The organism is Phyllobacterium sp. 1468 (genome assembly GCF_031455525.1).
Classification (GTDB): domain Bacteria; phylum Pseudomonadota; class Alphaproteobacteria; order Rhizobiales; family Rhizobiaceae; genus Phyllobacterium.
Window position 1 is genome coordinate 592,419 of the sequence record NZ_JAVDSX010000002.1, and the last position, 15,317, is coordinate 607,735.

Genomic DNA, 15,317 nt, shown 5'->3' on the forward strand with positions numbered 1-15,317 from the left:
TTCTGCCCGTAACGGCGCGCAACATCAGCAACGAACGTCAATAACAGTCGATTCGGCGTCACACTATTTGCCACATACCGTAGAGTCAAATTTCATATCTAGACGTTCGAGAAGTTATATAAATAAGTGCTCCGTTCGCTTATCATTGCCAAATGGATCACCGGACTGTCATTGCATCATTGACGTCGGAGGAGCGCAATCGTCTGACCACCAAATCGGACCGTGCTGGCCTCCTTCAACTCGCCCTCCATTGGGGCTCGATCATTCTGCTCGGATGGTTGATCGCCGTGCGGATACCCCTTTGGCCGCTCTTGATGATCCTGCAAGGGATTCTGATCGTGTTCCTGTTTACCCTCATACACGAGTCAATCCACCGCACGCCATTCAGGACGCAGTGGTTGAACGACTGGGTTGCCCGCGTCTGTAGCGTCCTGCTTGTCCTGCCCTCGGACTGGTTTCGCTACTTTCACCTGGCCCACCACCGCTTCACTCAGGATCCGGAGAACGATCCTGAGCTGATGTCCCTCAAGCCGGAAACCATGCGGCAATACCTCGTGCACCTGTCCGGCATTCCCGTCTGGTGGAGCCACATCAAGACGCTTGTGATAAACGCTTCGGGACGTTGCAGCGATACATTCGTGCCGGCAAAAGGTCGCCGGAAGGTTCGCAGCGAGGCACAGATCATGATTGCGGTCTATGCCCTGATGATCGCTGTCTCCGTTTACCTGCAGACGGCAGTCCTTCTGTATGTATGGGTCCTGCCGGCGATATTTGGACAGCCTTTCCTGCGCATCTATCTTCTGGCCGAGCACGGCCGCTGCCCCTATGTCGCCAACATGCTCGAGAACAGCAGGACAACCACCACGACTTGGCTAGTGCGCAAACTCGCGTGGAACATGCCTTATCATGCCGAACACCATGCTTATCCGACTGTTCCTTTCTACCGACTGCCGGAATTCCATGCATTGATCGAGACCGAGCTCAAGCAGACCGAGAATGGCTACGTCCGGTTCCACGCCAAATACATTGAGCAGATCCGTTAAAAGATCAGCTCGACGTGCATCATCAAAAGGAGTCCATATGAGCAGTGCTTTTCCGGAGACCTATCTCGTTCGCCATGGAGAAACAGAATGGAGTGTCTCCGGCAGGCACACGGGACGTACGGACATACCGTTGACGCCCGCTGGGGAAGAGGCCGCGCGCCACATCGCTGCCCGTCTGTCGGGCCTGACTTTCTCCGCTGTGTGGTCAAGTCCATCACAACGCGCTTCTAAAACCTGCGCGCTTGCAGGATTTGGCTCGCAGGCGGTGACGAAGGCAGAATTGGCAGAGTGGGACTACGGGGCGTATGAGGGATTGACGACGAAACAAATTCTCGCCGAACGCCCCGGATGGCGTCTGTTCCGGGATGGCTGTCCGCAGGGCGAACTGACATCGGATGTGGGCGCACGGGCGGATTTGACCGTTGGCCAGCTCCGCCAAACCGATGGCACGATCCTGATATTTTCGAGCTCTCATTTCTTGAGAGTTCTTGCGGCGCGTTGGCTCGGATTACTACCTGAAGCCGGTGAACTCTTTGTCCTCGATACGGCGAGCATAAGTATCCTCGGCTACGAACACGACCTCACTGAACCGGTCATAAGAAGGTGGAATCAAAAGTGACTGGGTTCCACTGATTGAGGGATTCGGGCGCCACGCCTTCTCAGGCAGTTATATCCATTGAAATGCGCATGATCATCTGATTACGTGACGAGGCGGCTGGACTTTTGGGGGAACCATGCCTTTTTCTCGAACCGAAGAACTGACCTATTCGTCCGCTGATTGGCAGATAATGGAGCATGCCTTTGCGCAAGCGTCTGCGCTGCTGAAAAGGTCACCAAAGACCGATCCGCGCGCCAACCGCCTGGCACGAAATGTCATGATGTTTTTTGACCGGGGCATGCGCGATCCAGATCTCATCGCAGCCGTCGCCGCCAACCGGGAAATCAGTCTCGAGTTCAGGGACATCACCGAGGACTGCTCCAAGCCAACGATGCGTGAAAGGGTGACCGCTGGACAGATTGCGGCGGCCTTGAGCGAGAACGAGGGCAATTCCGGCGACGAGGACGACTCAGCCGAGAAGTATTGAGCGGATGGCCGCACACCCTGGGGCAGTGCCTGATCTGCCGGCAAGAATCATCATGCGAGTGACGTTTTAACCTGGATTTCTGCCGTTAATTATGGCCGTTTTCTTCTGCAGAGTAACGCGGCGCAGTATTGTTTGAAGTCCGGATACTCAGCCTGCAAAGCGCGGCTCGGGTATACCTTTGATGCCAAGCCCGGTGATCGCGAAAAGGCTGCCGCGCAAGACACCATCTCCCGGAAATCTTGGCAAGGGCGGCTTTGCCATGGATGTCACGTAGATAATGTCCAGATCCGGGCCGCCGAACATGATGCTGGTGACCTTTTTCACCGGCATATCGATGACGCGGTCGACGGTGCCGTCGGGCCGATAGCGAACGACCTTGCCGTCATAGACCTGCGCATTCCAAAGGCAGCCTTCCGCGTCGACCGTCGAGCCATCGGCGGCACCGCCTCTCGATGTGTCGATCTTGGTAAATGTCCGGCGATTGGACACATTTCCCGTCGTCTGGTCATAGTCATAAACCCATATCTCGCCCGACCACGAATCCGCGAAGTAGAACAGGCTTCCATCGGGGCTCCAGCATGGGCCGTTCGAAACGATGATACCATCGTCGAGCTTATGCACGCTGAGGTCCGGGTCGACACGGTAGAGCGCGCCGTTCGGACCGCTCTCCATCGTGTCCATGGAGCCCGCAATAAACCTTCCCTGCTTGTCGACCTTGCCGTCATTGATGCGGTTTGCCGACTTGTCCGGCTCCGGGTCATGGATGAGTTCAACATCGCCTGTCTTGAAATCGAGCAGATGAAATCCGCGCGCCAGTGACACGATGGCGCCATTTCCATCCTTGCGTAGCGCCATCGAGCCGATCTTCATGGGGACATCCCACGAGCGGATTTCCCGGCCATCGGCCGTCGCACGAAATACGCGGCCATCAAAACTGTCGATCCAGTAAAGCCGCTGTTGTTCGACGTCCCACAACGGGCCCTCGCCCAGCGTGGTCTTTACGTCCACCACCACATCGATTTTCATATTACCTCCCTCATCCCTTGAAACGCGGTTCCGGCACACCGCGCACGCCAAGGCCGTGCACGGCAAACATGCAGCCGGCCTCGCGCTCGCGGTGGTATTGGTTGTTGAAGGGCCGGGCCATCGACGTAACGTACGCGATATCGAGATCCGGTCCGCCAAAGGTGATGCTCGTCGTCGATTGCACAGGCAGGCCGACAATACGGTCGATCACACCGTTTGGATCGAACCGGATAAGCCGTCCGGAATAGACTTCAACGCTCCAGACATATCCTTCCGCGTCGACAGTCGCGCCATCAGGATAGCCGCGCAGATCGCCGAAGCTGGTAAATACGCGCCGCGACCCGACCGTGCCCGACGCGGTGTCATAGCTGTACGCGTAGATCGCTTTTTTGTGACTGTCCGCGAAGTAGAGTGTCTTTCCATCCGGGCTGAAACAGGGCCCGTTCGAGCAAATGATGCCCGTATCGAGCGTGTGCAGCGAAAGATCAGGATCGAGGCGAAAGAGCGTTCCCACCGGGTCGCGTTCCTCGAAATCCATCGAACCGGCAACAAAGCGCCCCAGACGATCGACCTTTCCATCGTTTAGGCGCGGTCGAAGCTCGCCTGGGTGGGTCTCATGCAGCAGCTCGACAGCACCCGTTTCAAAATCGAGCGTATGAAATCCGTTGCGCAATGAAACGATTGCGCCACCCTTTTCGCGCAGTGCCAGCGAGCCGACCGGTTCGGGCAGGTTCCAGCTCTTGCGGTTGCCGCCTGTGGCATCACAGGAATAGACTGCAGGAGCGTAGGAATCGATCCAGTACAAACGCTGTTCCTCGACGTCCCAAAGCGGGCCTTCGCCCAGTTGATTGCGATCTTCGCTGAAAACCTCGATCCGCAGCATGGAAATCTCCTAAAACGCGACCTTGTCGCCGCCCTTGAGTTCAAGGATCGCGCGCGCATCGTCCGGCGTCGCCACTTCCATGCCAAGGCCTTCGATGATCTTGCGTGCGAGCAGAACCTGATCGGCATTGGACTTCGCCAGCTTGCCCTTGCCCGCCCACAGACTGTCCTCAAGGCCAACGCGGATATTACCGCCCAGCGCGGCTGCCTGGGCGGCAATGCGAAGCTGGCTAGATCCAGCTCCGAGCACCGACCAGCGATAATTCTCGCCAAAAAGCCGGTCCGCAGTGCGTTTCATATGCGCTACATCTTCGGGATGCGTGCCGATTGCGCCCAGAAGGCCAAAAACCGACTGCACGAAGAATGGCGGCTTTACCAATCCACGATCGGCGAAATGCGCAAGGTTATAGAGATGCGCGATGTCGTAGCACTCGAACTCGAACCGCGTACCGTTGTCGTAGCAGGTCGCAAGAATATACTCGATATCCTTGAAACTGTTGCGGAATACCAGATCGCGGGTCGCCTCCAGATGCGGCTTCTCCCAATCGAACTTGAACTCCTTGTATTTGTCGACAAGGTGATAGAGTCCGAAATTGATCGAACCCATGTTGAGCGAAGCCACCTCGGGCTTGAAGGTTGCCGCCGGTTTCACCCGCTCTTCCACCTTCATGTAAGGGCTGCCACCGGTGGTGATATTGATGGCAGCATTGGTGTTCTGCTTGATGCGCGGCAGGAATTTGGCGAATGCCTCCGGGGTTTGGTCTGGCTTGCCGGTTTCCGGGTCGCGCGCGTGAAGGTGCAGGATCGCAGCACCCGCCTCTGCTGCGGCAAGCGCTTCGTTCGCTATCTCGTCGGGCGTGATCGGCAGATAGGGTGACATCGTCGGCGTGTGGATCGCACCGGTTATGGCGCACGTTATGATGACCTTGCCTTTTGTGCTCGAACCACTTGTCACTCGTGTCGTCTCGCTCATTGTCCGAACTCCTGCGTTGATTTCTTCTTGTGCGCCGCAAGCGCCATGAGGCGGCGGTCTCGCCAGACCTGGCGATCAACCAGCTTCTCCTGCGGCAGCTTTTCGCGCCGTCCCGCTTCTACAGTTTTCAGGACATCGCCCGCCCAGTCGACGCGGCGCTGCATCTGCGGAAACAGCCGCTCGTAGATTATCTGATAGCGCTCGACATAGTCGCGCACACCTCCCGGTGCGTTGAGATCGATCGTCTCGAATGGACCCATGAACGACCAGCGGAGGGCAAGTCCGTCACGAATGCCGATGTCCACATCTTCGACTGTCGCATACCCATCGGCCACCAGCCGAAAGGCCTCCTCGAGAAGGGCGCCCTGCATGCGGTTCATGATGAATCCGTCGAGTTCGCGCTTCATGACCAGCGGCGCATGTCCCGCGGCAATCAAGAACGCGCGGGTCCGTTCCACGACCTCGCCCGAGGTCCACGGTGCCGGTACAACTTCGGCCGCAGGAATGAGATATGGCGGGTTGATCGGGTGAACGACAAGACAACGCTGGCGGTTTTTCAGGTGCTCTGTGAATTTCGAAGGAAGCAGGGCCGATGTCGAACTCGCGATGACGGCCGACGCATCGGCGTTCTCATCGAGAAGTGAAAACACCTTGATCTTTGTTTCGAGATTTTCCGGTGTATTTTCTTGAATGTGAACTGCACCTTGCAGCGCCTTCACCAGATCCGTCTCGGCCACGATGCGCGACAAAACCGCTTCCGGTGAATGCCCGTTCAGCAGGTCGTTGCGCTCGAGGTCGGCGAGCACATCTGCTATGTAGCCGCGAGCCTTGGCCACTGCTTCCGGCGCCTGATCCCAAAGGCTCACCTGATAGCCTGCGCGGGCGAAACTGATGGCCCATGCTCTGCCGATGAAACCGCTGCCGATGATCGTTGTCTTTTGCATCGCTACCTCACAGAGTTTCGACGTTGCCATCGACGCCGAGCGACTGGCCCGAAACGTTCAACCCCGCATTTGAAAGCAGGAAGGCGACCATCGTCGCGACATCGTAGGGGCTGACCATGCGGCGCAACGAAACATTCTCGAGATAGCGCTCTGTCATTTCCTCGTGCGAGATACCCAGTTGCTTGGCCCGGTTGCTGATGACATTTTCAATACGCGGTCCCTCGACAATGCCTGGCAGGATTGCGTTCACGCGGATCGCATGCGGCCCGAGCTCCTTGGCGAGACTTTGGGTAAGGCCGATCACGCCGAACTTGGCCGCCGAATATGGTGTGCGAAAAGCATAGCCATGCTTGCCAGCCGCAGATGACATATTGACGATCGACCCGCCTCCTGATGCCTTGAGCATGGGTACGGCGCGCCGCGCGCAAAGGAACTGCCCGGTCAGGCAGATGTCGATGCAACGGCGCCAGTCCTCGGTATTGATCTCATCGACACCGCCAGTCGGGCCGGCAATGCCAGCATTGTTGATGAGCGCGTCGAGACCACCCAGCGAAGAAGAAACTTCCTCAAACATGCGGTCGACATCTTGTTCACGCGAAACGTCGGCCAACGTCGCATGAGCCAGAGAAACGCTATTCTGCGCCTCGTTCAGCAGCGATTGGGATATATCGCAGATCGCGACACGCGCGCCAAGCCTCGAAAGTGTAGCGGCAATCGCATAGCCGATACCGGAGCCCCCCGCCGTGACCAGCACTCTCTGATCGCGCAAACCACTTAAGAATTCTTCTGCAGATGCCGGAGCTATTTTATTCATCATTTGTCCTCCTAAGACCGCTTCTCACGAAGCGCCATAACCGCACCAAGCACCACAAGGCCAAAGAGGATCGCCCGCGTAGCGTAGGGTAATGTTGTGCCGGCCAGAAACATTTGCAGCGCGGTGAGCAGCAACACTCCTCCCAGCATGCCGAGATAATGCCCACGACCGCCGGTGATCAGGGCTCCACCGACAACGACCACCGCGATGGACGGCAACAGATAGTCATCGCCCATCCCAAGACTTGCCTGGCCCGAAAAGCCGGTGAGCAAAACCCCGACCAGCCCGGCGCAAAGACCGGACAGCACATAGACAAGAATGAGCGTACGACCGACAGCGATGCCAGAGAGCTGGGCCGCCCGTAATCCATTGCCGATACCGTAGACCCTGCGTCCGAAGGCTGTTCGGCCGAGCAGGAATACGGCGGCAATCACAAACAGCACCATGAACGGCACGACCGGCGTGACAATCCATATCTTCCCGGTCATGAACCAGCGGAGCATCGGTGACGAGAATCCCGCTGGCGTTCCTTGCGAATAGACCAATGCGAAACCCTGCAGGATGCCATTCATAGCCAGGGTCATGACGATGGGCGATATACCGAGCACGACGATGCCTAAGCCGTTGACGAGACCTATAAGGCAGGCAATGAGAAGAACCGCGGGCAAAGCGTAGACGAGCGCCGCGTCGGAACCATTGACGATACCCGCCAACAGGATACCCGCTATGCCGATGGTCCAGGGAACGGACAGATCGAGCCCCCCGGTCAGGATCACCGTACCCTGCCCCAAAGCCAGTATGGCAAGGAAGGTGGACAGGACCGCCAGCGAGTTCCAGTAGGTCGGGTTCAGGATCGCCCGGCCAAGCCACAGTTGAGTCACTATGACAACGGCGAGCAGACACAAATATGCCGGCAGCGCATAACGGATCGTCTCGCTGTGGCGTGAAAGGAATGACGACGCTACCGGTTTGCCCGCGACCGACGACGGCATTTTCATCCGCCGGTCAGTGCGGTCGAGCTGCGACGGCAGCAGGCCCTGGCGCCAGGCGCTAAACTGGGCCCGCGCGCCGCGCAATTGCTTGGCAAGGGTCGAACTGTGTGAGATCGATCCTGCCAGTACCGCAAGTATCAGGATGGTTCCTTCAGCAATGGTCGAATAGTAGGCCGACACATTCAGAACGAGGAGAATGTTCACGACCATCATGAGAATATAGGCGCCGAAGACGGTGCCGAGCGGCCCGCCGCGTCCGCCACCCAGACGCGTGCCACCAACGACCACTGCCGCAAACATCGACAGGAGCAGCGGATTGCCCACCAGCGGATCGGCGCTACCCGTCTGGGCGCTGATGAAAACGCCAGCCAGGCCATAGCAGCCGCCAGCAATGACATAGACCAGGAATTTGGTGAGCTTGACCTTCACACCAATAGCGGCAGCCGCATCAGGATCGCTGCCGACCGCATAGATCGCGGTACCGAACCGCGTGTTTTTCAGCCAGAGCCAGGCGAGCAGAACCACGCCGATCACCACCAGCGGCATGGGCAGCCAGCCAGGTATGGCATCACCCAAATAAAAAGTCCCGAGGTCAGGCGCGACGAAGCCACCGGGCTTGTCCATTACCAGCAGCGTCAAACCCTGGATGATGAACATGGTCGACAGCGTGACCACGATGGGCTGCAACCGGAAGAATGCGATGAAAACGCCGTTGAAAGCCCCGGTCAGCATGCCAACGCCGATACCGACACAGGTCCAATAAACAACGCTTGTCTGTGCCGCAGCCGGGTCCATGCCTTGCGCCAACACCACATTGACCAGAGAAATCACCGCCCCGGCCGACAGATCGAAACCACCGGAAAGAACGACGATCGTTTGTCCGATTGCAGCAACGGCCGACGTTGCTCCGCCGCTTGAAAGAAACGAAATGTCGAAATAGCTGAGGGGGCCGCTGCTGACAAAATCCACCAAACCAAGCAGGCCAAGAAATACGGCTATGGCTATGAGTACGCTGCGCCGTTCAGGCGACATGCTGAACAGGGACGTCCAGTTGCGGCTCGTTGAGGTCGAGGTCAGCATCGTCATTCTGCGGCCTCTTTTGCTGCGCTGTCATGGCCAAGCGCTGGCCGCATGATCGAGGCTTCGGTCAATTCATCGCGCGACAGCGATGCTGCAATCCGCCCGTCATAAAGGACCAGAACCCGGTCGCACAAATGCACGAGCTCGGGAATTTCGGTCGAATGCAGGAGGATCGAACCACCGGCGTCGGTGAAGTTGCGCATCATGACATAAAGTTCGTGCTTGGTGCCGACATCGATACCGCGGGTGGGATCGAACAGCAGCAGAATACGGCTTTGAGCGACAAGCCATTTGGCGATTGCGATCTTCTGCTGATTGCCTCCAGAGAAAGCTCCTGCCCTGGTCCAGAGCGCGCGCTGGTCGACCTCGACGGTGCCGAAGGCAGAACGCACGGCTTGGCTTTCCAGATCACTTTGTATCAGTCCAAATCGTGAAAACCTGTCGATCACCGGCAAGGACGCATTGAGCGTTCCGCTGAGCTTCAGGAACAGGCCCTCCGTCTTTCGGTCTTCAGGCACCAGCCCAATGGCAATATTGGGCTTGAGCGCATCTGCAGGCGAGCCAAACCGGACCCTGCGCCCATCGACAAGGATATCGCCGTGGGATACCTGCGTCATGCCGAAGCAAGTCAGGAAGAGGTCGAGTTGACCCATGCCCTGCAGCCCGGCAATGCCAAGGATTTCGCCTTTCCGCAAATCAAAACTCGCATCCCGCAACTTGTGGCCGGACCGCAAGTTGCGGACGCCCAACACGGGAGCACCAAATGCGGCATCGCTTTTCGGCCTCGCCGGGAAAGTCTGGGCAATCGATCGCCCGACAATGCTCTCGATGACTTGGCCGTCGGTGATTGCGGCGACAGCGCAGGTGGTTATGTGGCGGCCGTTGCGCAAAATCGTCAGCGTGTCGCAGAAAGCGCGCACCTCGCGCATGCGATGCGTGATGAAAACGATGGTGGTCCCTGCAGCCTTCAGTTTGGCGATGATCCGGCCCAGCCATTCGACGTCGCTGCCCGCAAGCGTCGATGTTGGCTCGTCCAGGAGAAGAATCCGCGGCTTGCGGTAAAGCGCACGGGCAATTTCTATCTTTTGCTGGATGGCAAGGTCGAGCGTGCCGACTTCAGCATCGAGATCGACCACAAACTCGAGTTCCTGCAAATGCTGCGCTATGGCTTGACGCGCCGCAGACCGGCGGATCATGCCGGTTAGGCCCATCGGCGCATAGGGCATCAGCATATTGTCGAGCACTGTCAAATCCTTGACCAGCGTCATTTCCTGAAACGCAGTCTGGACGCCGAGCGCATGCGCTGCCCTTGGGGCATTGAGCGCTGCTCTTTCGCCAAAGACCGATATGTGCCCCTCGTCGGGACGCAGCAGTCCCGACAGCAATTTGACGATCGTTGATTTGCCCGCACCGTTTTCGCCGAGCAAAGCATGGGTGCTACCAGGCTCGATGCGGAAGGATACGCCATCGACGGCAACCGTGGCGCCAAACGCCTTGCGAATATCGGTCACTTCAATGGCGGATTGTTCGAATGGTGAATTCATCCCACCGGTCCTGCTCAATTGATCGGGATTGGAAACGTTGCGCGGAACGAAAGACGCTCCGCGCAAGCATACCCTCAGTTTTCAGGCTGACCGACCAATGCTGCGTTGAGACCGATCTCCGGCGTTTTTTCCGAGAAGATCGAAGCAAACCAGCCTGGATTGGAGACGATGGACGGTTTGAATGCGTTGCAACCGTCTTTCATTTCCTGCCACGTACCTTCCTGGCAGAGCTTGATGGTCTCGTTGGTTACGAGAGGCAGCGGCAGTACAGTCTTCTTCGGCACTTCCTTGCCTTCGATCGCATCGACGGCGAGCTTCAGCGCCAGTGCGCCCGAATATGGCGGCGATGCATAGGAAATGCGCGGCGCGCCCATGGGTGCATAGGGAGCTGTCGCACCCTCTGCTTCGGTTCCTGCCGGCAGCATCTGGATACGGCCGCCATTCGACCCCTCGCCTGCGCATGGAAGAAGCTGTTCGGGCTTCTTGCCAGCTTCGAGTTGCATCGAATTTGCGGTAAAGCAGCCGACCTGCATCCAAAGCCCGTTAATGTCGTCCCAGTTGCGGGTTGCGAGGATCTTCGAAAGTTCCGTGCGCGCGACAGCCTGGCTCCACATGCCAACCGCTTCACCGACGATCTTGATATCGGGATGTTTGGCGAAGACCTCCTTGGCCGCCTTGGTACGAAGATTGTCGACGGACGTTCCCGGCACGCCGGTAATCGCGATGATATTGCCCTTGCCATTGAGCTTCTTGACCAGCCATTCCGCCGTCACGCGGCCGGCCTCTTCCTGATCGATCGCTATGTTGTAAGCGCAGGGCTCGGTGATCTCGCCATCATAGGCAAATACTTTGACACCCTTATCGCACGCGTTCTTGACGACCTGGTTGAGTGCGGTCGGTGAAATCGGGAAAATGACGATCGCTTCTGCACCTGCCTGGACCATGGCGTTTATCTGCTGAATCTGCCGCTGCGCATTGGGGCCGGCGACCTGGACCTGCAAATCCACCTTGTCAGCGTAGTTCTTGTGGGCAGCCATGGCCTTGACCATGTTGGCTGCCTCGGCCTGCCAGTCATTGCCGATAAAGCTCATGCTCAGAAAAATCTTGTGTTTTTCGGCCGCGTCGGCATGCCCGATCATAGCCATGCTTGACGCAATGCACGCGCAAGCAGCAGCGCGCCGGATGATTGATCCAATTCCCATTATATCTCCTCCCTGACACAGGAAAACATCTCCGAGGGGGCTCCTCTTCCCCCTCGTCGTTCCTTCAGCCAACCGTAGCACCATTTGATCAAAGATCAATGATGAAAAACCATTGATCGTGCATAAGATTTGTTAGATAAGCAGAAACGCTTGACGCGCTGCGGTGGACGCTGCATTCCGCGTAAAAGCACCCACCGCGAAAAAGGTGAACGATGGCCGAAGCCGGTTACAAGAGACCAGGTGTGGAAATTCTCCCGCTTTCCAAGGAGACGCTGCAGGACCGCGTCTATCGCCAGATTGCCAGCCTGATACTCGAAGGCGGCATCGTTCCGGGCGAGATGGTCCCTGTGCAAAGCCTTGCAGATGCCTTCGGCGTCAGCGCGATGCCGGTGCGGGAGGCTTTGCGGCGGCTGACAGCGGCCAATGCGCTGACCGTGGTTTCCGGGCGCTCCATCGGCATACCGCGGTTGAGCCGCGCCAAGCTCACGGACCTGCGCAATGTTCGTATCGAGATCGAAGCGCTTGCCGGCAAATGGGCCGCCGAGCGCATCGAGGACGGTGAGCTCGCGACGCTCCGCTCGCTTTTGAAAGCACTGGAGAAAGCCAACGCCTCCGGCGATATCAAATCATACCTGCGAGCGAACTACGCGTTCCATTTCTCGATTTACCGGGCGGCCGGGTCGGAAAGCATTCTCAACATCATCGAGAATCTTTGGCTGCAGGTCAGCCCCTACTTCAACATGCTGCATGATTCCGGCAATTACACCAAAGCCAACGAGCACCATCAGTCCATGTTCACCGCGCTATGCGCTCACGATGGCGAGGCGGTCAAAATAGCCATTCAGGCCGATATCGATGCCGCCTATGATGTGCTCGTGGATTTGGTAAGCTGAGCATCTGTAACTGTTACGTACTTCTTGGCATCACCGACGTAGCTAATATCTCGCCCGCAACCGGGAGAATAGCGATGGCCAAGGCACCGAAACCCAACAAGCCCAATATTCTTTTCATAATGTCCGACGATATCGGCTGGTTCAATGTCAGCTGCTACAACCATGGTATCATGGGTTACCGGAGACCCAACATCGATCGTATCGCGCGCGAAGGCGCCATGTTCACGGATTTCTACGGCCAGCAGAGTTGCACTGCCGGACGAGCTGCCTTCGTCACTGGACAAGCACCGATCCGAACGGGACTGACGAAAGTTGGTATGCCTGGAGCGACGCTCGGTCTCAGCGCGGAGGATCCGTCGATTGCCCAATTCCTGAAGAACCTTGGCTATGCGACAGGTCAATTCGGTAAGAACCATCTAGGCGACCGCAATGAGTATTTGCCTACAGTGCACGGATTTGATGAGTTCTTCGGCAACCTCTATCACCTCAACGCGGAGGAAGAGCCCGAATACACGGACTATCCCAAGGACCCGAAGTTTCGCGAAAGGTTCGGCCCGCGCGGTGTCCTCAGGTGCAAGGCGTCCGACAAGGACGACAAGACCGTCGATCCAAAATACGGCAAGGTCGGCAAACAGGTGATTGAGAACACTGGTCCGCTTACGCGCAAGCGAATGGAAACGGTGGACGAGGAGTTTGTAGGGGCGGCACTCAACTTCATGGAGCGCAAGACCAAGGAAGGTGGACCCTGGTTCTGCTACATGAACACCACGCGCATGCACGTCTTCACGCATCTCAAGCCATCGTCTGCCGGCAAGACGGGGCATGGCCTCTATCCGGACGGGATGGTGGAACTGGACGGCTATGTCGGCCAGTTGCTGGACAAGCTCGAGAAGCTCGGCGTCGCAGACAATACCATCGTTGTCTTCACAACGGACAATGGCGCCGAGGTCGTGACTTGGCCAGATGGTGGTGCAACACCTTTCCGGGGTGAGAAAGACACCAATTGGGAAGGGGGCTGGCGTATTCCCTGTGTCATGCGCTGGCCGGGAGTCATCGAGCCTGGCCGTGTCATCAATGACATCTGTTCGCTGCAGGATTTCATCCCGACTTTTGCTGCCGCCGCGGGCGAGCCCGACCTCGTCGCAAAAGTGAAAAAAGGGTACAAAATCGGCGCGAAGACCTTCAAGGTGCATCTCGACGGCTTCAACCTTCAGCCATTTCTTGCCGGAAAAGAGAAAGAGTCCCCGCGCAAGGGTTTTATCTACTGGAGTGACGATGGCGAACTGATGGCGCTACGCTTCAACCAGTACAAGATGGTGTTCAACGAGCAGAGGAGCAAAGGGCTCGATGTCTGGCGGGAACCCTTGTCGGAGATGCGTATACCCAAGCTCTTCGATCTTCGTTCCGATCCGTTCGAGCGTGGCGAAGAGAGCAATTTTTATTACGCGCAGTGGTTTGTCGAGCATGTACCCCTGCAATATGCCGCACAGGCTATGGTTGCCGAATGGCTGCAAACCTTCAAGGAGTTCCCGCCACGTGCGAAGGCGGCGAGCTTCACAGTGGACCAGATCGTGGAGTCGATGATGCCGAGAGGTTGAACGACAAGAGACGGGAGGAGGAAACCAGCATCTTTAACAAAATCGTCTAAGATGCTGGTTTAAAATGGTGGGCACAGTAGGGATCGAACCTACGACCCGCTGATTAAGAGTCAGCTGCTCTACCAACTGAGCTATGTGCCCGTCAGCCGTTTGGCGGCGACAAGTGAGGGCTCTATAACGGGGCAAATCTTGCCTGTCCAGCCCTTCTTGAAAACTTTATGACCTATACAAACAGCCGGCCTTCCGCGACCCTGATTGCCGAACCTCCAATGCGCGCCCCGGTCAGCTTCTGGTCGACGATGTCCAGCTCGAGCTGGAGTCGTGATGGCCTTCCCATTTCATATCCCTGTTCGATCGAGAGGCGCAGGATGCCGTCCAGCGGTTCGTCGAACGCATGAATTGCACCGGCAAACGCTGCAGTCGCAGAACCCGTCGCCGGATCTTCATAGGTGCCCTCATCGCTCACGAACATGCGTGAGTGAAAATGACTGTCATGCAGTATCGTTTCGCGGCAATAGGCATAGACCGGCAGCTGGCGATGGCCGATCGTCGGCGCCACGTCCTTCATCGCGATCTGATTGATAACGATGCGCCCCGCCGCTTCAAGTCCATGCACCGGCACCAGCATGAAAGGTACGCCCGCATCCCAGATACTCGGAACATGGTTCTCGAAGCCGATTTCCTTTGGCTCGAGCCGCAATGCATTGGCGATGGCGATTTTGTCGTATTTATAAGGAACCTCCTGCGGCAGCTTCGGCAGATCAAACTCGGCAAAGGCGCCGTTTTCACTTAGTTTGACACCGCAGCGGACGGGACCTACCTGCTCCTCCAGGATGATAAGTGCATCCTGCGTACCCTTGACTTCGCCAAATCGACTTTGAGCCAGGGCCACTGCGGTCCCGACGGTCGGGTGTCCAGCAAACGGCATTTCATAGTCGGGTGTAAAAATACGCGCCCATGCCGTGTGCGCGGGGTTCTTTGCAGGCAGCACGAACACAGTTTCGGAAAGATTGAACTCGCGCGCGATCCGCTGCATGGCGATATCGTCGAGGCCGTCGGCATCGTGCACGATCGCCAGCGGATTGCCGGCCAGCACCTCGTCGGTGAAGACGTCGTAGACCTCGTAGTAGCGACCGGCCATTTGCTTTCTCCTGGTTGGGTTGCGTTGAGATTTGCGATCCCGACACGGCGTTGCAGGCCGTCACGGCGTCAATATCAACGCAACCTGGAGCGGAGAAAAT

The 15,317-nt window shown here is 57.5% G+C and carries 14 protein-coding genes and 1 tRNA gene; 5 read left to right on the plus strand and 10 right to left on the minus strand.

The window, feature by feature from the left end; all coding sequences use genetic code 11:
* Nucleotides 1–152 precede the first annotated feature (152 nt).
* From J2X72_RS08290 to J2X72_RS08300, 3 genes are all read left to right on the plus strand, one after another.
* Nucleotides 153–1,043: a fatty acid desaturase family protein gene (locus J2X72_RS08290; protein WP_310070607.1), complete on the plus strand. Its 891-nt coding sequence runs from the start codon at nucleotides 153–155 to the stop codon at nucleotides 1,041–1,043.
* Between the two features lie 37 nt (nucleotides 1,044–1,080).
* The gene (locus J2X72_RS08295; protein WP_310070610.1) at nucleotides 1,081–1,662 is read left to right on the plus strand and encodes a histidine phosphatase family protein; all 582 of its coding nucleotides are present in this window, start codon (nucleotides 1,081–1,083) and stop codon (nucleotides 1,660–1,662) included.
* A 115-nt stretch (nucleotides 1,663–1,777) separates the two neighbouring features.
* Complete coding sequence (locus J2X72_RS08300) at nucleotides 1,778–2,128, plus strand: hypothetical protein (RefSeq protein WP_210000622.1); 351 nt, start codon at nucleotides 1,778–1,780, stop codon at nucleotides 2,126–2,128.
* Between the two features lie 147 nt (nucleotides 2,129–2,275).
* Here the strand turns inward: J2X72_RS08300 and J2X72_RS08305 are convergent, their stop codons facing one another.
* The 8 genes from J2X72_RS08305 to J2X72_RS08340 all read right to left on the minus strand — a co-directional run bounded on the left by J2X72_RS08305 (nucleotide 2,276) and on the right by J2X72_RS08340 (nucleotide 11,585).
* Nucleotides 2,276–3,154 (minus strand): SMP-30/gluconolactonase/LRE family protein, encoded by an 879-nt coding sequence (locus J2X72_RS08305; protein ID WP_310070614.1) that lies wholly within the window; start codon nucleotides 3,152–3,154, stop codon nucleotides 2,276–2,278.
* Nucleotides 3,155–3,164: 10 nt separating this feature from the next.
* The gene (locus J2X72_RS08310; RefSeq protein ID WP_310070616.1) at nucleotides 3,165–4,037 is read right to left on the minus strand and encodes an SMP-30/gluconolactonase/LRE family protein; all 873 of its coding nucleotides are present in this window, start codon (nucleotides 4,035–4,037) and stop codon (nucleotides 3,165–3,167) included.
* A gap of 9 nt (nucleotides 4,038–4,046) precedes the next feature.
* The gene (locus J2X72_RS08315) at nucleotides 4,047–5,009 is read right to left on the minus strand and encodes a 3-keto-5-aminohexanoate cleavage protein (RefSeq protein WP_310070619.1); all 963 of its coding nucleotides are present in this window, start codon (nucleotides 5,007–5,009) and stop codon (nucleotides 4,047–4,049) included.
* Complete coding sequence (locus J2X72_RS08320) at nucleotides 5,006–5,953, minus strand: 3-hydroxyacyl-CoA dehydrogenase (RefSeq protein ID WP_310070621.1); 948 nt, start codon at nucleotides 5,951–5,953, stop codon at nucleotides 5,006–5,008. Before J2X72_RS08320 ends, J2X72_RS08315 begins: the two co-directional genes overlap by 4 nt.
* Nucleotides 5,954–5,960: 7 nt before the next feature.
* The gene (locus tag J2X72_RS08325) at nucleotides 5,961–6,767 is read right to left on the minus strand and encodes an SDR family oxidoreductase (protein WP_210001665.1); all 807 of its coding nucleotides are present in this window, start codon (nucleotides 6,765–6,767) and stop codon (nucleotides 5,961–5,963) included.
* Nucleotides 6,768–6,778: 11 nt separating this feature from the next.
* Nucleotides 6,779–8,791 carry an ABC transporter permease gene (locus tag J2X72_RS08330; RefSeq protein ID WP_310071049.1) on the minus strand — a complete coding sequence of 671 codons (2,013 nt, stop codon included), beginning with the start codon at nucleotides 8,789–8,791 and terminating at the stop codon, nucleotides 6,779–6,781.
* A 50-nt stretch (nucleotides 8,792–8,841) separates the two neighbouring features.
* Nucleotides 8,842–10,383, minus strand: coding sequence for a sugar ABC transporter ATP-binding protein (locus J2X72_RS08335; protein WP_310070624.1), 1,542 nt, complete (start codon nucleotides 10,381–10,383; stop codon nucleotides 8,842–8,844).
* Nucleotides 10,384–10,457: 74 nt separating this feature from the next.
* Nucleotides 10,458–11,585, minus strand: a complete 1,128-nt coding sequence (locus J2X72_RS08340; protein ID WP_210000608.1) for a sugar ABC transporter substrate-binding protein — start codon at nucleotides 11,583–11,585, stop codon at nucleotides 10,458–10,460.
* A gap of 212 nt (nucleotides 11,586–11,797) precedes the next feature.
* On the opposite strand from J2X72_RS08340, the gene J2X72_RS08345 reads away from it, so the two are divergent.
* Together J2X72_RS08345 and J2X72_RS08350 are read left to right on the plus strand one after the other, a co-directional pair.
* Nucleotides 11,798–12,478 (plus strand): GntR family transcriptional regulator, encoded by a 681-nt coding sequence (locus tag J2X72_RS08345; protein ID WP_210000598.1) that lies wholly within the window; start codon nucleotides 11,798–11,800, stop codon nucleotides 12,476–12,478.
* A gap of 74 nt (nucleotides 12,479–12,552) precedes the next feature.
* The gene (locus J2X72_RS08350; protein WP_405044665.1) at nucleotides 12,553–14,076 is read left to right on the plus strand and encodes an arylsulfatase; all 1,524 of its coding nucleotides are present in this window, start codon (nucleotides 12,553–12,555) and stop codon (nucleotides 14,074–14,076) included.
* Nucleotides 14,077–14,141: 65 nt separating this feature from the next.
* Here the strand turns inward: J2X72_RS08350 and J2X72_RS08355 are convergent.
* Both J2X72_RS08355 and J2X72_RS08360 read right to left on the minus strand, forming a co-directional pair.
* Nucleotides 14,142–14,217: transfer RNA gene (locus tag J2X72_RS08355), tRNA-Lys, on the minus strand.
* A gap of 82 nt (nucleotides 14,218–14,299) precedes the next feature.
* Nucleotides 14,300–15,217 carry a PhzF family phenazine biosynthesis protein gene (locus J2X72_RS08360; RefSeq protein WP_310070629.1) on the minus strand — a complete coding sequence of 306 codons (918 nt, stop codon included), beginning with the start codon at nucleotides 15,215–15,217 and terminating at the stop codon, nucleotides 14,300–14,302.
* Between the last annotated feature and the right edge of the window lie 100 nt (nucleotides 15,218–15,317).